The sequence below is a fragment of the Maribacter sp. genome (assembly GCF_039968975.1).
Taxonomy (GTDB): domain Bacteria; phylum Bacteroidota; class Bacteroidia; order Flavobacteriales; family Flavobacteriaceae; genus Maribacter.
On the sequence record NZ_JBDVOT010000024.1, the window covers coordinates 1 to 20,397 of the forward strand.

At 35.6% G+C, this 20,397-nt stretch carries 18 protein-coding genes and 1 pseudogene; 2 read left to right on the top strand and 17 right to left on the bottom strand.

The annotated features are described in order from the left end of the window. Nucleotides 1–40 precede the first annotated feature (40 nt). The 16 genes and pseudogenes from ABJI11_RS01450 to ABJI11_RS01525 form a co-directional block, all read right to left on the bottom strand. A complete protein-coding gene (locus ABJI11_RS01450) occupies nt 41–541 on the bottom strand; it encodes an N-acetyltransferase family protein (protein ID WP_348348768.1) in 501 nt (166 codons plus the stop codon). An 11-nt stretch (nt 542–552) separates the two neighbouring features. Continuing rightward, nucleotides 553–876, bottom strand: coding sequence for a metalloregulator ArsR/SmtB family transcription factor (locus ABJI11_RS01455; RefSeq protein ID WP_348348769.1), 324 nt, complete (start codon nt 874–876; stop codon nt 553–555). 79 nt (nt 877–955) lie between these two features. Beyond that, on the bottom strand, nt 956–1,348 hold the full coding sequence (locus tag ABJI11_RS01460) for an NINE protein (protein WP_348348770.1): 393 nt from the start codon (nt 1,346–1,348) through the stop codon (nt 956–958). Between the two features lie 56 nt (nt 1,349–1,404). Continuing rightward, nucleotides 1,405–1,791: a VOC family protein gene (locus ABJI11_RS01465; RefSeq protein WP_348348771.1), complete on the bottom strand. Its 387-nt coding sequence runs from the start codon at nt 1,789–1,791 to the stop codon at nt 1,405–1,407. A gap of 6 nt (nt 1,792–1,797) precedes the next feature. After that, nucleotides 1,798–2,253 carry a DUF1801 domain-containing protein gene (locus ABJI11_RS01470; protein WP_348348772.1) on the bottom strand — a complete coding sequence of 152 codons (456 nt, stop codon included), beginning with the start codon at nt 2,251–2,253 and terminating at the stop codon, nt 1,798–1,800. A gap of 1 nt (nt 2,254) precedes the next feature. Then, entirely contained in the window at nt 2,255–3,199 is a 945-nt protein-coding gene (locus tag ABJI11_RS01475; protein WP_348348773.1) for a 2-hydroxyacid dehydrogenase, read from the bottom strand. 10 nt (nt 3,200–3,209) lie between these two features. Continuing rightward, nucleotides 3,210–3,575: a cupin domain-containing protein gene (locus tag ABJI11_RS01480; protein ID WP_348348774.1), complete on the bottom strand. Its 366-nt coding sequence runs from the start codon at nt 3,573–3,575 to the stop codon at nt 3,210–3,212. Nucleotides 3,576–3,671: 96 nt separating this feature from the next. After that, entirely contained in the window at nt 3,672–5,024 is a 1,353-nt protein-coding gene (mgtE, locus tag ABJI11_RS01485; protein ID WP_348348775.1) for a magnesium transporter, read from the bottom strand. Next, nucleotides 5,011–5,877 carry a 16S rRNA (adenine(1518)-N(6)/adenine(1519)-N(6))-dimethyltransferase RsmA gene (gene rsmA / locus ABJI11_RS01490; RefSeq protein ID WP_348348776.1) on the bottom strand — a complete coding sequence of 289 codons (867 nt, stop codon included), beginning with the start codon at nt 5,875–5,877 and terminating at the stop codon, nt 5,011–5,013. Before rsmA ends, mgtE begins: the two co-directional genes overlap by 14 nt. A 20-nt stretch (nt 5,878–5,897) precedes the next feature. After that, nucleotides 5,898–6,530 (bottom strand): DUF4286 family protein, encoded by a 633-nt coding sequence (locus tag ABJI11_RS01495; protein ID WP_348348777.1) that lies wholly within the window; start codon nt 6,528–6,530, stop codon nt 5,898–5,900. Between the two features lie 75 nt (nt 6,531–6,605). Beyond that, a complete protein-coding gene (locus ABJI11_RS01500; RefSeq protein ID WP_348348778.1) occupies nt 6,606–8,393 on the bottom strand; it encodes a tetratricopeptide repeat protein in 1,788 nt (595 codons plus the stop codon). Between the two features lie 63 nt (nt 8,394–8,456). Beyond that, nucleotides 8,457–8,606 (bottom strand): annotated as a pseudogene (locus ABJI11_RS01505) (SMR family transporter); the annotation flags it as partial. 15 nt (nt 8,607–8,621) lie between these two features. Further along, nucleotides 8,622–11,369 (bottom strand): T9SS type B sorting domain-containing protein, encoded by a 2,748-nt coding sequence (locus tag ABJI11_RS01510; protein ID WP_348348779.1) that lies wholly within the window; start codon nt 11,367–11,369, stop codon nt 8,622–8,624. Nucleotides 11,370–11,630: 261 nt separating this feature from the next. Next, nucleotides 11,631–12,902, bottom strand: a complete 1,272-nt coding sequence (gene serS, locus ABJI11_RS01515; RefSeq protein ID WP_348348780.1) for a serine--tRNA ligase — start codon at nt 12,900–12,902, stop codon at nt 11,631–11,633. A gap of 80 nt (nt 12,903–12,982) precedes the next feature. Then, the gene (locus ABJI11_RS01520) at nt 12,983–14,314 is read right to left on the bottom strand and encodes an HTTM domain-containing protein (RefSeq protein ID WP_348348781.1); all 1,332 of its coding nucleotides are present in this window, start codon (nt 14,312–14,314) and stop codon (nt 12,983–12,985) included. 2 nt (nt 14,315–14,316) lie between these two features. Further along, complete coding sequence (locus ABJI11_RS01525) at nt 14,317–15,243, bottom strand: bifunctional riboflavin kinase/FAD synthetase (protein WP_348348782.1); 927 nt, start codon at nt 15,241–15,243, stop codon at nt 14,317–14,319. Between the two features lie 53 nt (nt 15,244–15,296). On the opposite strand from ABJI11_RS01525, the gene ABJI11_RS01530 reads away from it, so the two are divergent. Together ABJI11_RS01530 and ABJI11_RS01535 are read left to right on the top strand one after the other, a co-directional pair. Further along, entirely contained in the window at nt 15,297–19,061 is a 3,765-nt protein-coding gene (locus ABJI11_RS01530; RefSeq protein ID WP_348348783.1) for a reprolysin-like metallopeptidase, read from the top strand. Next, nucleotides 19,058–19,744: a hypothetical protein gene (locus ABJI11_RS01535; RefSeq protein ID WP_348348784.1), complete on the top strand. Its 687-nt coding sequence runs from the start codon at nt 19,058–19,060 to the stop codon at nt 19,742–19,744. Before ABJI11_RS01530 ends, ABJI11_RS01535 begins: the two co-directional genes overlap by 4 nt. On the opposite strand, the gene pth is transcribed toward ABJI11_RS01535, so the two are convergent. Continuing rightward, nucleotides 19,741–20,370: an aminoacyl-tRNA hydrolase gene (gene pth, locus ABJI11_RS01540; RefSeq protein WP_348348785.1), complete on the bottom strand. Its 630-nt coding sequence runs from the start codon at nt 20,368–20,370 to the stop codon at nt 19,741–19,743. The genes ABJI11_RS01535 and pth overlap by 4 nt on opposite strands. Nucleotides 20,371–20,397: the final 27 nt, after the last annotated feature.

Genomic DNA, 20,397 nt, shown 5'->3' on the forward strand with positions numbered 1-20,397 from the left:
AGTTATTGGAGTCTCAAAATTCAGAAATAGAAGAGCAAATTTAATCTACGCCAATAACACTACTACGTCGTTCAAAAAGTAGATTGTCTACCCACTTGCCATGTAATTTTCCAATACGCTCTCGTTTACCTATCATTCTAAACCCTGTAGCTTGGTGGACTTTTATACTGCCATAGTTTGTGGGGAATACGCCGGACTGTAGCGTCCAGATGCCTTCTTGTTCGCTAGTGGCAATCACATGTTCCAATAATAATTTGCCCAAACCTTTGCCTCTGCTATTTGAAGAGATATAGACACTTATTTCTGCGACACCACCATATACACATCTATTAGAAACAGGAGATAGTGCAACCCAACCTAAAATATCATCCTTATTTTCTGCAACGAAACGGCAAGTGCTCATATGTGCCGAATTCCAAGTTTCATACGTTGGTACGTTTGTTTCAAAAGTGGCAATGCCGGTTGCTATACCTTCTTGATAAATTTTGGCAACAGACTCCCAGTCAGTCGACAGCATGGTTCTAATTGTTATATCATTCATAGTACATTCTATTAGCAACAGTTACTTTTAGTGGTGTTAAAGAAAGAATTCAATAGGTCTTGTATTAATGCCCATTTTTCTAAATTAATACAATAGCATACTTTTTTACCTTCTATTTCACCTCTAATTAAATCTATACTCTTTAGTTCTTTTAAATGCTGTGAAATAGTAGGCTGAGCCAAACCTATTTCATCGACGATATCATTGCATATACAAGCAGATTGCTGACTTATGTATTGTAATATGGCAATACGGGCAGGGTTGGACAGTACTTTGAAAATGACTGCGAGCTCATTCTGCTCTGTATTGAATATTTGCGTTTTGGTTATTCCCATTTCAAATTTATATATTGCTATATTGCGATGATAAATAATATAAAAAAAGCCAGATGAAATTTCAACTGGCTTAAGTGATTTAGAACCAAGGTTTTTTACCTACTTGGTACGTATTGTAAAATTCTTCATCTGATTTTGTTAGGTATATGATACCTTCTATTAATCCTACTATTGCAGTAGCCGTTAATATGAAGCCTCCAATTACGAAGCAGACAGTAATATAGCCTATTGCAGTAGCTCCTAATAAAATAAACCCTTCTTTTTGATAACCTAGTAAGAATTTATGAACTCCTAAAGAACCAAGAATAATAGCTAAAATTCCAACTAAAACCTTTTTGTTTTCACCTCCAGCTCCACTGAAAGCTTCTCTTGCCCCTGCTGTAAATTCATCTGCGGTTTTTTTAGCTCCATCGCTAAATTCTTTTGCAGATTCTTCTGCCTTATCTCCGAAATCTTTGTTTTCTTCTGACATTTTAATTGTTGTTTGGTGATTATTTATGAGGGATAAATGTAGCGATTATTTTAACATCATAAAAACGCTTTATCTATTGGTTCCCAAAGTTCTAGCTTATTTCCGTCGGGATCTAAAATCCAACCAAATTTTCCGTATTCAAATTCTTGAATCTCACCGACGACAGTTACTCCTTCTTTTTTTAGCACTTTCAATAGTTCAACAAGATTTTCAACCCTAAAATTCATCATAAAACTAGATAGACTTGGTTTGAAATATTCTGTGTCTTCATTCATAGGGCTCCACTGTGTTGAGCAGTCGTTGCCTTCTTTGTCTTTCCACCAAAAAGTACAACCGTATTGGTCAGTGTTTAATCCTAAATGCTTGTTATACCAATTTTTAGAATGATTTGGGTCTTTTGTTTTAAAAAAGAATCCGCCTAAGCCTGTAACTCTGTTTTTCATAACTGTCTATTTTTTGATGTTATTCTCGTAAAAAGCAATCCACTGTAGGGGAGTCATTTTGGTGCATAGTTCTGCAATTAGTTTGAAAGGGATATCATCCATACTTTTAAATCGAACACAACTTTTGCCCATATCTAGTTTGCGTTTGCAATGTTTAGGGTATTCGCTCTTAAACCAGTTCATTAAAGTAATATCAGCATATATGCCAGAGTGATACAAGGCGATAAAATTCTTTTGTGAACCCAAATTAATAAAGGGTAACGGTAGTTCTGAATTAACATGATAACCTGCCGCATATATAGAATGTGGTACAACATAGCCCAACATGCCATAACTTAATTGCTCTTGAAAACCTTTGGGTAAATTCTTTAAAATAATACCTCTTAGTTTCTCAATTACCACTTTGCGTTCTGGTGGTAATTGGGCAATATAGTCATCTGGTGATCGGGCTTCGTATTTCATATCACTCTAAAAATTCAGCTTTTACTTTATCTACTACTGTTTGGGCTAGTTTTATTTTACTTTCTACCGTCCAACCTGCTACGTGTGGTGATAGAATTACTTGATCTGAGTTAATTAGATATTGAAATGCTTCGGGCAAATTGTCATCGGTAAACATGTTTTCAAAAGAAGCCTTTTCATATTCCAATACATCTAAACCGGCACCAAGTACCTTGCCCGATTTTAAGGCGTTGACCAAATCTGTGGTAACTATACATTTGCCTCTAGCAGTATTGATGATCCAAATAGGATTATTGAATTTTTCTAAAAATTCAGCATCTACCATACCTATGGTCAATTCTGTTTGTGGTACATGTAGACTTATAACATCAGCTCTATTTTGAAATTCCATAATACCTACTTGGCGTGCATTTTCATCTTCTACACCACCTTGAATATCATAACAAATAACCTCTTCTACATCAAAACCCTGTAATTTTTTAGCAAAGGCTTTGCCCATATTTCCATAGCCTATAATACCTACAACTTTGCCCTCTAATTCAATACCACGGTTGCCTTCACGGTCCCATTTGCCATTTCTAACTTCTTTGTCTGCGCTGTTCAATTTATTAAACAACGACAGTAACATACCTAAAGCATGTTCACCAACGGCATTGCGATTACCTTCTGGGGCGGCAGCAAGAAAAATACCAAGAGATTTGGCATGTTTTGTATCTATATTTTCGAGTCCGGCACCTAAGCGCCCTATAAATTTCAAATTCTTCGCCTTGTTTAGAAACTGCTCATCTATACTGAACCTACTACGAATAATTAGACCGTCATAGTCGCTAATTTTGGCTTCTATCTGTTCTTTGGTTGAACTATAATCTTCATCGTTCTGAAAACCTAGTTCAGAGAATTGTTCAATGATTAATGGGTGATTTATATCTACGTGTAATACTTTCATTTATGTTTAATTATATTTTGGGGTACTCTGTTTTAGTTTTTTCGTCTTTAATGTTTCCGGTGTGGGAAGTACTTAATTTTTCAAAAAGCATTATCTGTACTTCTTCATCGTTCTTGGTCATAGGACAATGCTCAACACCTTTGGGGACAATGATAATTTCGCCTTGTTGTACCTTTTCTATTCGATCTCTAAACTGCATGTACAAGGTGCCTTTTACTACTTGAAAAAGCTCATCTTCATTGTCATGGGAATGCCAAACAAATTCACCTTTTATCTTAGCCAGTAACACCTGCATATTATCTACAACACCTATTTGGTGTGGATGCCAATAACCATCTACAGCTTCGTATTTTTCTTTAAGATTGATGCTCTTCATGGGTGTGTCTATACTATCCTGAACTTTGAAGGAAAGAAAATTAATATAGTAATATACGGAAAGCCACAGTATTCTAAAAAGAAGACGGGCAGTTTATTATATACCTAAGATTAACTTGGCAATAGAGAAGTAAATTAAAATTCCAAAAATATCATTACTAGTAGTAATGAACGGGCCTGTTGCAATGGCCGGGTCAATACCTCTTTTGTCCAAAAATAATGGAACAAAGGTGCCAATGAAACCGGCAACTACGATAACTGCGATCAATGAAATGGAAATTGCTAAAGAGGTAAGAAAATCTCCTTTCCAAATCCATGTAAAAATCAATAATAGGCATGAAAGAATGAATCCGTTCAATAATGCCAAAAGCATTTCTTTAATTAATCTGCTACTTATACTTCCTCTAATATCATCATTGGCCAAACCCTGAACAATTATGGCGCTAGACTGTACACCAACGTTACCTGCCATTGCGGCTATTAATGGGGTAAATAAAAATAGTACGGTATATTCACGAAACATCTCTTCAAAACCGCCCATAATCAAAGCGGCGCCCGCACCACCAAAAAGACCTAAAATTAACCATGGTAAGCGCGCTTTTGTAAGATCCCAAATACTATCATCAGCTTCTACATCTTGTGATATACCAGCTGCCATTTGGTAATCTCGCTCTGCTTCTTCTTTGATGACATCTACAATATCATCAATAGTAATACGACCAACTAGTCTACCTATTTCATCTACAACAGGTATAGCTTCTAAATCATACTTACTCATGATTCTTGCTACTTCTTCTGGATCTTCATTAACATTGACAGAATCAACATTTTTAATGAAAACGTCTTTTATGTGGGTTTTGGTCGATGTAGTCAATAAATCTTTTAACGATAATCTTCCTTTTAATTTATCTTGGTCATCTACCACGTAAATGGAATGTACACGCGTAACATTTTCTGCCTGAGTACGCATTTCCTTAACGCAAGTAAGCACATTCCAGTTTTCATTGACCTTTACAAGCTCTTTTGCCATAAGACCACCAGCGGAATCATCAGCATATCTTAAAAGGTCAACAATATCTTTTGCGTGTTCTCTGTCTTCAATTTTAGAGATGACGTCTTGTATCTGGTCCTTAGGTAACTCGCCAATTATATCTGCGGCATCATCGGTATCTAGTTCCTCTAATTCGCCAGCAATTTCTTTTGTAGATAGGCTGCTTAATATGGCTTCACGAACATCTTCATCTAACTCGGTAAGAACATCCGAAGTTTTGTCACTGTCCAATAGCTTAATTAGATAGGTAGCTTTATCCTTATCCAATTCATTGATGATTTCAGCAACATCGGCATAGTGCACAGTACTCAACATAGAGTTCAGTTCAGTATCATTGTTTTGTTCAATGAGCTGTTCTATCTCTACTACAAGTTCTTCTGTAAGCTTAAAGGGTGTCATCTGCTATTTTGTTCGTCAATGCTATAAAATCGTCAACCGCCAACTGTTCTGGTCTAAGGCCAAATATAGTGTCTTCTCTGAGATTATCTGATAATGAAAATGTTTTTAAACTGTTACGTAATGTCTTTCTTCTTTGGTTAAAAGCTGTCTTTACTACTCTATACAACAATTGTTCATCGCAAGAAAGCTCAAAGTTAGCTTTACGCGTTAATCTTAAAACGCCGGATTGTACCTTTGGTGGAGGGTCAAAAACATCTGGTTCTACCGTAAAGAGATACTCCGCGTCATAGAATGCTTGTACTAGAACCGAAAGTATGCCATATGCCTTGCTACCTTCTGATGAGCAAATACGTTGCGCCACTTCTTTTTGAAACATACCCGAGAATTCAGGAATTTGATTTCTAAGCTCCAACATTTTAAAAACAATCTGTGTAGATATATTGTATGGAAAGTTGCCAGTAATGCCAAATTGCTCATCACCGAACAAAGTAGAAATATCAAAGTTTAGAAAATCAGCTTCAATAACTTTAAAAGAGCCTTCGCCCTCAAATGCTTTTGGGTGTTCTAGAGGGAAGGTTTCGTTTAGGTAGGTTATAGACTCTGTATCTAGGTCCATAGCCACCAAATTGCTATTGTTTAGCAAAAGGTATTTGGTCAAAACTCCCGTACCCGGACCAATTTCTATTACATTCTTATATCCTTTTTGTAATAAGGTTTCGGCAATTTTTCTTGCTATGTCCTCATCTTTTAGAAAATGTTGACCTAAATGTTTTTTAGCTTTTACAGGACCTTTTTCATGATGCTTTTTATGCGCATACTTATCACCTTTGTTCTTCTTTCTTTTTGTTCCCATACATCTTTTTTAACGACACCTTATTTTGCAATATAGGCCCAAGCATTTTTTCCGGACACCAATTGGATCTGAATTCTTTCATAAGCTTCCCCCTCATACTTATCAGCTTTTTGTAACTCTTGATGCGTAAGGGTATATACTTGACCTTTAATAGCATCTTCTTTTGACCCGGTATGTTGTAATGTAGGGTAGAGGTCTGCTACTTTGTTATCAGATATGGTATACAAAGGTAATTCGTCTTCAAAACCATTTAAAGGTCTGGCGAATACCCCAAGTTGTACATCTCTTTCTTGTAAAGTACCGTAGGTGAATAAAAAGTGGGTAGCCGCAGCTCTTTGTACAAAAAACTCATCTACAACTTCTAATTCAGTTTTAAAGGAAACCAACTGACCTGCAAATTTCTTTTGAATACTTTCTATCAATGCCGGGGCATCTTCTTTGTAATATCTTTCTAATGTGGCTTTGTCCGGTACGGTATATTGAACAGAGTATGTGAACCCTCCCATATCTTCTTCAACCAATACTTTGGTGAATTTTGCGCTTAAGAATTTACCTGTTGAAAGTACTTGCGGTATATGGCTTTCTTTCATCCATTGCAACCAAGCATCATGGGCAGATTCTTCTATATTGGTGGTAACGTTATAAATATACATGCGTTATATCTAGTTCTATTTGAATTGCAAAGTTAGTTCAACTAGGTCTTATAACGAATTGGATAACGTGCGATTTTAATTTATGGCGTCTCCTCTTAAAATTCTAAAGTTTTTTCTTGCTTCAGGAAAGTAGTAACTGTCTTGATAATTGTAGATAATTTTCTCGTACTGCTCTTTTGCTTTAGTAGAATCGTTGAATTCTTTTCGGTAAAGTTCTCCCAGTGCATAATACGCATCATCGGCAAGAATACCATTACCATAAAACGTGATGATCTTTTGATAGTTTAATTGGGCATCTTCGTATTTCTTTTGCCTTTCATATAGCTGTGCTTGTTTTAAAAGCGCCTCGTCTTCAATTTTTTCTCCCTTATGGTTTTCTAAAATATCGCTTAACGCAGTAATGGCTTCATCGGTTTTGTTTTGGTAGGCTAAAAAGTCTGCCCTTGCAAATTTTTTTAAGGCGGTTTGCGTAGAATCTTCTAGCGAATTATCCGATATCAGCAAGCTTAGCTGCATGGCATCGTTTGCAATTAATTGAGAAGTAGAGCTTCGTAATACTTTTAATTGTGTTAAGGCCCAGTCAAAATCTCCTTTGTAGAAACTTGTTTGCGCCACCTTAAAACGGGCATCTTGACCTAATACATCGTTCTTTAATTTCGATTGTATCTGTGAGAAATAGATGAGTGCTTCGTTAAATTTTTTATCATACACCAAAATATCGCCCAGTGCCAATTTTAAAAATGCGGTACCTCTATCGCTTAAAGGTAGTTCTAGACTATTTTTTAATAATTCCTCTGCAGGTGCTGGGTCATTCTTTTTAAAGGTTAGAAAATTTGCGTAGGCTACTTGTAATTGAAGTGATTGTGATTTGTACCCATAAACATCTACAAGTGCATCGTACTTTTTTTGAATAGCATCTAACTGTCCGTTTGTAGCATTTATTAAATCAATATCAATAAGGCTTAGCTCAGCATCTAGTATGGTTATTTTGTTACTGGTATTTTCAATGATATAACTAAAGATATCTTTGGCTGCCTCATATTCTTCGTTGTCTAATGCATCTTTACCTAAATTTTCTAATCTAGTGGTTGAACTGCCGTTCATGCGTTTATAAATGGCTTTTTCCTGTCTAAATGCGCTGCTGTACTGTTTCTGTTGAATAAAAAGCCAACTTAAAAGTTCGTTTAAAAGTATATCAGGATTTTTCTGAGCACGCTCTAAAAGTACTTTTTTGAAAAGGATGTTATTTTTATTCTCGGCATCTTCAGAAATGAAATCGTCTATGCTTCTTAGAATGTTAGATTTAGATGTTTTGCCATCAATAACAAGGTTTAAGTATGAATTGTACATGGCTTCAACATTACCCTGCTCACCGTAAATTCTTGCCATCTGGAAATTGAAGTTTAGTGCGGGATTCAATTCCATCGAATTTTTAAATGCCTTTATGGCTAGGTCTAAAAGGTTATATTTTTGAAATTGTAGCCCTAAAGCATATCCGTAATTGGGGTTTTTTGAGATGACGTCCAGTGCCTTATCATAATAGGTCTGTGCCATTTTCTCATTCTCCTGAAGCGTATAATTATAGCCCAGGTCAATTAATAGCGTAGGATATGGATTGCGGTCTTTTAGACGTTCGTTCAAAAATTCTTCTGCAACTTTATAGCGTTGTAATTGCTGGTAACAGGCAACCAAGTCTTGGGCATACTCAGTTCTTCTGGGATTTTTTTTAACTAATTTTTCATAGAAAACTACAGCTTTTTCAAAATCACCATCAGCAAAATATTGCTTTGCCAAAAAATCATCTTGGGCAAAGGCGAATGTAGATAACGTAATATATGCAAAAATAAAAATGATGAACCGCATATTCAAAGATACATAGAATGCTGTAAGATGTTGTTAATGCTTTGACAACATAAACAGTAGATACTAGTGAGATACTACTTTTAAACCAATAATAGAACCTATTAATGTGGTGATAAAAAGAATACGTAAAAACGTTGCCGGTTCTTTAAAGATAAATATGCCTACCGCTCCAATACCTGTCCAAACGGCATAAGCTGTGCCAATGGGCAAGGTTAGTGCTGTTTTTGCTCATCTTTTAAGTGAAAAATGACCAGTTATTACAGTATTGCTTTTGGCTTCAATGAACTTGTACCAGTAGTCGCTGGCAGGTAATCTTTTGCCGTTGAAAGTACCGTTCCAACCTCCATTTTCGGCATCGAATTGATAAAGGAGTTTTCCGTACCGGTCATATATAGTTATGGTTCCTGTTAAGATAAAATAGTCTTGGTCAACTTTCCATATATCATTAGTACCGTCTTCATTTGGAGTAAAGAAGTTCGGAAATTTTAGTTTAATGGCTTCATCAGAATTTTCACAGGCTATTAGATCTATAGTTACTTGAAAACTTGATTCTGAAAAGCAAATATCATTTTCATTATAAATGTATATTGTTTGGGTTTCTGTAATCGTGTCACCACTATTTAGTGCGATACCTGCACCATTACTTTCTGTAAAGTAATTGCCATTGTTAATTTGCGGTAAAATATAAACACCACATTCTGTTACGTCATCTAATTCATCTACAATAGCAGAAGGTTCTATAGTAATTGTAAAGTTAGATTGGTCGGCGCAATCACCACTTCCGGCATATATATAAATGGTTTGCGAACTAATTATGTTATCACCTGCTTGTAGTCTTGAGCCACCGGCATCTTGTTCGGTGTAAAAATTATTATTTGCACTTAATTCTGGTAAAATATAGTTATCGCAAGCTTCAACATCAGATAATATATCTGCTTGCGCTGGTGGTGAAGCAATAAGTTCAAAGTCTGTTTCCTGGTAACAACCACTTATGTCAGATACTCTGATGGTGACCAACTGTCTTTCTGCCGTTGTGTTGATGTAGTCTTGAGTTAAGGTAATCGGGTTTTTTAAAGTGTCATAATAAGAAAATAATAACCCTGTTTGATTTCCTGCAGCTTGAGATTCAATAGCGTTTATATCTACATTGAAATTAGTAAATCCGTCACCATCTAAATCACAGCCATAAATGTCATCTACGGTATAAGCAGTTGGTGCATTTTCGTTTACCGTAAGGGTAATAGGGTTACGTTCTAATGTTAACCCTGTAACTATAGTGCTTGTAATTTGACAAGTGTATATACCATCGTCCGATAAAATTAAGGGGTCAAACGTTAAGTTCTCGTTGGTTGCGCCAGTTATTGCGGTACCATTTTTGAACCATTGGTAAACATTTGCTGTGCCACTAACTTCAGTTGTAAGCGTGATACTAGATCCTGAACAGCCTTCAAAGCTTTCAATATCATTTACTTTGGCTTGGTCATTGTAGAAAAATCCGAAGAGCTCTTCATTATAGTGATTAAACTCATCTTCAAAATCTCCAAATTGAAACCTGTTATTGTTTATTTGTATGAATTCTCCAGATGAAGTATTGGTAAGCACTGCTGTAAAATCTGGTACTGTCCCTTCAAATTGGTTGTATTGAAAGTTAAGACCTTGAATATTGGTCCAATTAGTAAAACTCGGAGATAGAGTGCCACTAAATTGATTATGACCTAAATTAAAAATTTCTAAATTGACAAGATCGGCAAACGTATCTGGAATTTCGCCGCTAAATTCGTTATAATGTAAGGCAATAAATGTTGCACTGATCCAATTTGAAAAGAGAGGCGATAATTCTCCAGAGAGATTGTTATAGGAAACCTCAAAATTGGTCATATTAGTAAAGTTGGAATAACTTTCAGGAATTGCCCCGCTAAGTTGATTTGACCCTGCTTTAAAGGTTAATAATTGACTCCATTGTCCAAAGTCAGGCGACAGTTCGCCTGATAAATCATTATTGAAAACCTCAAAATTTCTTAATTGTGTAAGATTCGAAAGTGTGTTTGGTATTGTACCTGTGAGACCATTTATATAAAGACGTAAACTTTGTAATTGAGTAAGGTCTCCGAAAGATTCTGGTATGCTGCCAGATATATTAGCATCACTAATATCCATCGTCTCTAAATTACTTAGGTTGCCAAGATTGTCTGGTAGCGTACCGTTAAAATTGTTTCTGCCAATATTTAAAAACCTTAAACTGGTCATATTTCCAATCTCCGGTGGTATTGTTCCAGTAAGTGAATTACCAGATAAGTAGAAGGTTTCAAGATTTATAAGGTTTTCATATTCAGGATATAAAAAGCCTGTTAGTTGGTTAGAAGAAAGTTTTAGTGTTCTTAATTGAAGCATGTTAGTCAATTCAATAGGAATTTCTCCAGAAAGGTTATTACCTGATAGCTCTATGGAAACAAGATTGGTAAGTGTTGTTATTGAAACTGGAATTTCGCCTTCAAAATTATTATCATAAAGCTGTAAAGTGTTTAAGTTTACTAGTTGAGATATTTGATCGGGTATTTCCCCTGATAAGTTGTTTGATCTTAAATTAATAAAAACTAGGTCAGATAAATTAAAGAAACTATCAGGTAAGTTACCTGATAAGTTTTCTGCAGCTAAATTAATTGTGTTTAGAAATGTTAAATCGCCAATTTCATCAGGAATAGTGCCAGTTAAATTGTTTCCTTCAAAAGTTAAATTACCTGGGTTCATGTTGATGCTAATCACATTACCTCCAAAAATTGTTATGCCTTTCCAATTATCAGTTACAGGACCGGTAAAGTCCCAGTCATTTGTTAGGTCTGCATCATTTTCGCTAATCCAATTTGGTCCATCGGTAGCATCGTAAAAAGCTTGAAGTGCCGCTCTTTCTGCTGGGGTAACTTGGGCATGTGATAAGTGCACAAATGTTATAGCAATGAATAATAAGCAAAATCTCATGTAATTACGTTTGAATTCGTTGTAAGTAAACAACGTGAGTGAGCACAAGTTACAATTTTCAATTACTAATCTTTGTAGGGATTATCTTAATTTATTTGAGAGTGTAAAAAATTCGATGAACCGTTCGCATCTTTAGTTTTGCCAGTTTAAAAAGAAATTAAAATCAACATATATTACCATTAATCTTCGTCCAAATTGTAAACACAATCAGACCGCTCAAAATATATTTTAAGCCATAAAGTAAAGTAAAAAGAACTGGTATTAGTTAATCATATCAAAACCACAATAAGGTACTAATACCTCAGGAATTTTAATTCCGTCCGCAGTTTGGTAATTTTCTAGAATTCCAGCTAAAACACGCGGTAATGCCAAAGAACTACCGTTCAAAGTATGTGCTAGTTGGTTTTTGCCATTTTCATCTTTAAAGCGCAGCTTTAATCTATTGGCTTGGTATGTTTCAAAGTTTGAGACAGAGCTAATTTCTAACCATCTATCTTGTGCAGTTGAAAACACTTCAAAGTCAAACGTAAGTGCAGCTGTAAAACCTAAATCACCACCACAAAGTCTTAGGATACGGTAAGGTAATTTTAATTCTCTAAGAATATTTTTCACATGCTCGACCATGCCGTCTAATGCGTCGTAAGATTTTGAAGGATGTTCTACACGTACAATCTCAACTTTGTCAAATTGGTGTAAACGGTTTAAACCACGTACATGTGCTCCATAACTACCTGCTTCTCTTCTAAAGCAAGGTGTGTAACCTGTATATGTAATTGGGAAATCATTTTCGTTGACAATAACATCTCTAAATATGTTGGTTACAGGAACCTCTGCCGTTGGTATCAAATAAAGGTCATCTGCGGTTACGTGGTACATTTGTCCTTCTTTATCTGGCAATTGACCTGTGCCATAACCAGATAGTTCGTTTACTAAGTGTGGTACCTGAATTTCAGTATAACCTGCTTCTGTATTTTTATCTAAGAAATAGGCAATTAAGGCACGTTGTAAACGAGCGCCTTTTCCTTTATAAACTGGGAAACCTGCACCGGCTATTTTAACACCTAACTCAAAATCTATAATATCATATTTTTTTGCAAGCTCCCAATGAGGTAAGGCACCTTCTACTAATTTAGGTACTTCGCCTTCATTGAATATTTCTTCATTGTCCTCTTCTGTAGAGCCCTTTTTTACAGAAGAATGCGGAGCGTTGGGTAATTGGTAAAGTAGCGTTTGTAATTCTTCTTCCGCTTTGTTAAGATCTTCACCTAATTGTTTAGATTCTTCCTTTAATTTTACGGTTTTTTCTTTTAACGAATTGGCTTCTTGAGCTTTTCCGGTTTTGTACAATACGCCAATTTCTTTGGAAATTTTATTCGATTCTGCCAATACATTGTCCAAACTTGTTTGGGCAGCACGTCTATTTTCATCTAATTGAAGCACTTTTTCAATTAAGGGCTGTGCGTCAATGTTTCTTTTTCCAAGGGCAAGGATAATATCTTCTTGATTATCTCTTATGGTCTGTATTTGTAACATTGTAAAATTATATTTGACTGCAAATTTACATTAATCCTGCATTTATAAAGGGCACTTTCAAGTACTAAAAACGTATTGTACTAATTTTTAGAGTTTTCAAGGTTTGACGGTAGAATCCAGTCATGATGTTTTGTTCTGTACCAAGTCTCGGTAGCTAAATCTGTTTTAGCATCTATAAAGGGGACATACGGTTTGCGGTTGATACTGATTTTTGAATTTTCTAAATACACAGAAACGTTTCTGTTATCCTGTTTAAACTCCTTTTTTAAGTATTGGGCAAACTGCCAAGCAAAATCTGGATAGGCAAATATTTTACGCTCTTGACCTCTAGATACATAGTCTTTAGGTTTTATAATAAATACCTCTTTAGTTTCCTTGTCAACTACTTTAAATCTGCCTTTACCTTGCCTGCTGCGTAGCATCATTCGCCAGCTCATTCTATGACCTTCTTCCGTCCAAAGAACATTATCGTTAATTGCATGGTGCCTTACGGGCAGTAGTAGTTGTATTATAAAGTAGATGGTAGCTACTAGCAGCAATTTGTTTTTATGGTTTGGTAATGCTGTGTATGTTGCTGCAAATGCTGGTTTGTTTTTGAAAAATATTTTACGAATAGTTTCTGGTTCAAAAAAGAAAACACTGAACGCAATTGATAGGTAAGGGAAAATGCCAATTTGGAATATGATAGAGTTGAAAAGGTGAAAGAACAATGAAAGAAAAAATGCGGCTCTTCTAGTTGGTTTCCAAAGTAGTGCAGGTACAATGAGTAAATCAAATAAAATACCAACAGATCCAATGATACTATGGATCCATGGTTCTTGTAGAATATCGCCCACTAGCCAGTAATTCTTCTTGGAATGCATTAAGACGGCTATGGTACTAAAATCTAACCAGTCTCCATAAATTTTTGCGACAGATGCATATACATAAACGATGAATAATTGTAAAACAACTATCCATTTTATATAAGCATACATAGCGTTACTTTCTAGTTTAGGGTTTATTTTAACATCATATGACCGACTTCTTTCCGCAGGAAAGAAACACATTAAGAATGATATTAATATAAGTAAGTAGTAATGATTGTTGTACGCCGTTTTTTGCATCAAATACGTTGCGGTCCATAATACTGTAAATGATATGATGCTTGCTCGGTATTTGAAGCCGACGGCAATGCAAAGGCCAAGTAATCCCATTAATATAAAATAGAAATACATGCCGTTACCGGGTAATGGCTGTAAAAACTCAAAATCTATAAAAGGAAAAGTGTATTTAGGGGTGATTAAATTTCGTTTTACCCAACCCGTTGCAATAGCACCAAAACATTCAAGGGAAACGAGAATGCCAAAAAATATTCGGAAGATAATTAAAGGGCTATTATCTATGCGTTGAAATAATAACCGGTTGAGCATATTTACTTATTAATATAGTGTAACGATTTTTCTTTGTCTTTTGCCAATTGAGCTTTTAAAGCTTCAATAGATTCAAATTTATGTTCATCTCTCAAGCGAACCAAAATATTAACTTGAATTTTTAAGTTATACAGATCTGCGTTAAAATCGAAAAAGTTGATTTCTATAGATTTTTCAGTGCCATTTACGGTTGGGTTGTACCCAATATTCATCATACCGTAGACAATTTTACCATTCAATGAACTGTTTACTATATAAGCGCCATTTTTAGGTATTAACTTGTAGTCTTCAGCTATTGAAAGGTTTGCTGTTGGGTATCCTAATTGTTTGCCAATTCCTTTGCCTTTAATGATTGTGCCGGTAAGCATATATTCATAGCCTAAGTAGCTATTTGCAGTTTCAATATCACCGTTTTCTAGCGCTTTTCTAATTTTTGTTGAGCTAACAGAAACGTCGTCAATTTCTTGAGCAGGTATCTCATCTACAGTAAAATCATAAGTGCTTCCAAATGTGATTAAATCTGTGATGTTGGCATTTCTATTACGACCGAATCTATGATCATAACCGATAATTACTTTTTTAATCTTTAAAGTATTTACAAGTATATCACGAACAAATTCGGTTGCCGTAAGTCTCGAGAATTCTTTGGTGAAAGGGTGAATAATAAGTATGTCAAGACCAAGTTTCTCTAAGATACCTATCTTTTCTTCTAACGTATTCAATAATTTTATATTGGTGTCTTTTTGCAACACCATTCTTGGATGCGGAAAAAATGTAAGTACCGAAGATTTTAATTCGGTATTCTTGGCATGGTTTATGATTTTGTTAAGTATTTTCAAGTGACCTATATGTACCCCGTCAAAGGTGCCTATGGTAATAACCGTAGGGTGTTCTTCTTTGTATTTAGAAATGTTGCGGACTGTAATCACTTATGATAGAAAATAAAAAGACTTATATTTGATTTTGAGTTAAAAGCCTCTTAATGATTGCGAAATTACGCCTAGTTTTTACAATTACCATAGTATTTCTTTCCTTTTCCGGTTTGGCTCAAACTGTTTATTGGAAAAATACTGAATTAAACAGTACGGCGAAGCAATTCACTAAACAACAGTTAAAAGTAAATAAAGGATTAGGTTTTACCCTTGATCAGCAACAGTTTTTAAAAGCACTTACAAAGAAGGAAATTTCTAATATTATTTACTTTCCAGATGAAACCGGTAAGTTAATTCCGTTTTTAGTGGAAGATGCCCATCTATTTTCTGAAGGACTTGCGCTAAAATATCCGTCTATAAAATCATATAAAGGTATTGCCTTGTATGATGCTACTAAACAAATTAGGTTTAGTGTTTCTCAAAGCGGTATTCAAAGTACCATGATGACTTCTGGTGAAAATGGGGCGTTGTTTATGCAAAAATCTGCTGATGATACATACGTGTTGTATCGTAGAACAGATCAAGATGAACAAGATGTTGACTTTGTATGTAAAACTGTGCCCGAAATCAAAGAATATTCGCAAAATCTTACTGCTAAATTGGTAGATGATCAAACATTGCGAAAGTTTAGGGTTGCCATTTCAGCTTCAGGTGAGTATACAGAATTCCATGGTGGTACAAAGGCAGATGCTCTTGCGGCGATAAATGCTACGCTAACAAGAATAAATGCAGTCTTTGAACGAGATTTGGCAATAACTTTAGAGTTGATAGCCAACACTGATCTTGTAATTTATACAAATTCAGAGACGGATCCTTATACTGGTAGTTTAAGTTCACAGGTACAAAATACGTTGAGCAGCGTAATTGGTGAGGCTAATTATGATATAGGGCATCTTTTTAATCAGCAGGATAATACATTAGACGGTAATTCGGGTTTTATTGGTGCCGTTTGTATAGATAGTAGAAAGGGTAGTGGGTACACTACATTGTCTTCTCCCGTTGGCGATGCTTTTGATATTGACTTGGTTGCCCATGAAATGGGACACCAGTTTGGGGCAAATCATTCATTTTCTCATATTTCAGAAGGTACTACCGTTCAGGTAGAACCTGCTAGTGGTACCACCATTATGGGTTATGCAGGTATTACGGGGAATAACAATGTCGCTTCTAATAGTGATGATTATTTTCATTATGTAAGTATAGTCCAGATACGCGATTACCTTGAAACTATATCATGTGGGGAAACCGAGGTACTTTCTAATAACCCTCCTGTCATTACTCCTTTAACAGATTATGTAATACCGAAAGGTACTCCCTTTGTTCTTACAGGCGAGGCGACAGATGCCGATGCTACAAACGTATTGAGTTATACTTGGGAGCAAGTTGATAATGGAATAGTTACGCAAGCTACTTTTGGACCGGATAACCCTGCCGGAGCTAGTTTTAGATCATTGCCGCCTAAATTGACACCAGAAAGATATTTTCCCAATTTAAATAGAATTTTAAGTGGTGAGTTGACGCAAACAGTACCAACCTCTGGATCCGCTTGGGAAACCCTTTCAAATGTGGGTCGCGATTTAAATTTTTCATTGACCGTAAGAGATAATGCCTTAAATGGCGGACAGTCAGATTCTGACGAGATGACGGTATCTGTAAGTAATGAAGCTGGTCCTTTTTTAATTAGTTCACAAGCTACAGAAGAATCGTTTGAAGCGGGATCAATACAAACTATTACTTGGGATGTTGCCAATACTGATATTTCGCCGGTAAACGCTGAAACCGTTTCAATATTCTTATCTACGGATGGTGGTCTCACTTTTTCTGTCGCGCTGATTGAGAACACCTTGAATGACGGTAGCCAGACTATAATTATACCAAATATTGCTACAAGTACGGGTCGTATTATGATCAAGGCAGATGACAATATTTTCTTTGCTGTTAATGATGTTAATTTTGCTATTACTCCGTCAGAAATCGTACTTGATTTTGAAGAGGTGGTCTTTGATATTTGTAAACCAGACGATTTAAGTATAGATTTTACTTATGAAACTGATTTAGGCTTCGATGAAGAAAGTACCTTTAGTGTACTTGATTTGCCAATAGGTATAACGGCAACATTTACACCCGCAGTTGCAGATACCGATAATACTTTGGTTACCGTTGACTTTGAGGGGATATCTAGCGTAGATGCCGGTATTTATCCTATTAGGGTTTTAGCTACTGCTGCCACGGTTACAAAAGAAATTACATTACAGTTAAGAATTTATGACGACAACTTTGAAGAAGTAGTTTTAGTTTCTCCTGTAGATAATTTTGAAAATGCATCTACAGATGTATTATTGGAGTGGGAGACATCTATAGGCAATACGCAGTACGATGTTGAAATTGCAGATGATGTTAATTTTATCAATGTTATAGAGTCAAGTACTGTTAATGGTAGTTCGTTCTCGCCCACACTAATAGATAATAATAGTAGTTATTTTTGGAGGATAAAACCAAAAAATGATTGTGGCGAAGGTGTATTTAGTATTCCGTTCAGCTTTTCTACAGTGCAGTTCAATTGTACTACAAAGAGTGCTACGGGTATGCCAATTACTATATCAAGTAGCGGTACGCCAGTGATTACTTCTAAAATCGTATTTTTTGAAGATTTACCTATTGCGGATATTAATGTGCAATTAGATATTGAACATACTTTTTTGGCTGATTTGGTTGTTAGTCTAACATCGCCCGCAGGTACAACGGTGACCTTGGTGTCTAATTCTTGTGGAGATTCGCGCAATATCAACGCCATTTTTGATGATGATAGTCCTGCATTTACGTGTTCAGTAAGTCCAGGTATTAGCGGTTCAGTTAAGCCTTTGGGTAGTTTAAGTTCGTTTAATGGGGAGTCTATTCTTGGTGAGTGGACATTAGAGGTTAAAGATAATGCCCCTTCTGATGGTGGTAGTTTAAATTCTTTTGTTCTTGAGGCATGTGTAGAGGGAGAATTTAGACCAGATGCTGATAATGATGGAGTTTTTGATGATGGTGATGATTTGTGTTTAGGAACACCAATAGGTCAAGAAGTCGATGCTTCCGGTTGTGCTATATACCGTTTTCCGGTAGAGAATTTCATTGTAAGTCTAGAAAGCGAGACGTGTAGTGATAATAATGATGGTTCGTTGTCTATAGTGCCAAAGTTGGCACTGGACTATGAAGTAATTGTTACTGGTAATGGATTAAGTTTAACGCAGAGTTTCTCGAACGCTTTTAATTTAGCCAATTTAGAATCTGGTACTTATACTTTGTGTATAACTGGTACGGACGGTATTGTTGCCTATCAAGAGTATTGCGTTGAGGTACAGATTACAGAGCCTTCGCCGTTAAGTGTAGTTTCTAACGTTGCTGTAGATGGCTCTCTGGTATCACTTGAATTAAATGGCTCATCATTTTACACCATAGAATTGAATGGGATTGCCACACAAACCGAAGAATCAACTATAGCATTAGAATTGAATAAAGGATTGAATACATTGAAAGTATATACAGATATACCGTGTCAAGGTATTTATGAAGAACAAATTGGGTTCTATGTAGAGCCAGTGGTATATCCAAACCCAGTAAAAGATATTGTCGAGGTATATTTAGGTGCTCAACAAGAAGAAATTACCGTAAGTGTGTTTAGTGCAGATGGTAGATATATTTCAAATAGAACGGTTATGGTGTATGCCGGGGTAATGCAACTAGATTTAAGTTCACTTTCTACTGGTATTTATTATTTGAAGTATGAGGGTAAAACTATTAAAGGAACTTCTAAAGTAATTAAGGAATGATGCGTTTTTTAGTGCCTGTTTTGTGTTTGTTTATGGCTTTAGCCAGTTGCAAAAAGAAAAGTGATGGAAACCCGCCAGAAGCAGTTTTTTTAGTGTTTCCTGAAGAAAATTCTGAATGTACTACGGGTGTTAGCTTAGGTGAAGAAACCAGCCAGGTAGAGTTTAGGTGGAATTTAGCGGATAATACCGAGACGTATGAATTACGAGTTACTAATATAGCAACAGGTACTGTTCAGACTATAGTAACCGCTTCAAGTACAGCTAAATTACCTTTGGCTAAAGGTGAGCAATTTTCTTGGTTTGTACGTTCAAGAAATAGTGAAATAGAAGAAACTGTTTCTAGTCAAGAATGGTATTTTTATAATGCTGGTTCTAGGTCTACTTTTGCTCCGTTCCCTGCTACTATTATTGCTCCGGCGTCTTCAGATAATGTGTTTAAGGATATTAATAATGAGGTAGAACTATCTTGGTCCGCATCTGATTTAGATGATGATATTGCTAGTTACGAAGTCTATTTTTCTGTAGAAACACCACCAATAGATTTAATTAGAGAACTATCGTCAACTGCAACAAGCGTAAAGGTTTCAGTGACATCAGATACTGTGTATTATTGGAAAGTCATTGTAATTGACGAAGAGGGTAATAGATCAGATACTGGGGTATATAGTTTTAAAGTACTCTAAGAGTTATTGAATTGATTCATGGTTCTTGCTATTCCGGCAAGAGCAAATGAATTAATAATTTCTGTAGATTTTTTTAAACGTTCTGGCATCAATGTTTTTTCTTCATCGTTCCATTGCCCCAATACGTATTCAACTTGTCTGCCTTTGCCAAAATCTGCACCAACGCCAAATCTATATCTATTATAAAGAATAGTTTGGAGAAACAGCTCTACATCCTTTAATCCGTTATGACCTCCATTGCTTCCTTTTGTTTTTATACGAATAGTTCCAAAAGGTAAATTAATATCGTCGGTTATTACTAAAACATTGCTTTGAGGAATTTTTTCTTTATCCATCCAGTACTTTAGGGCTTTACCGCTACGATTCATATAAGTAGATGGTTTAAGGCAAATAATTGTTCTGCCTTTAATTTTATATGATCCTATATCACCAAGTTTGGCAGTTTCAAAAGTAAAGCTGTTTACTTTGGCTACTTCGTCCAGTACTTTGAAACCTATATTGTGACGGGTTTCTGTATATTCCTCTCCTATATTACCAAGGCCGACAATTAAAAATTTCTTCATGGGGTCTTTTTCTTCTGTAATTATGTTCTGTTTATTAAAAAGAGATTTTAAAAACTGGAACATTGGTAGTTTTATTTAGTGTGTAAAAAT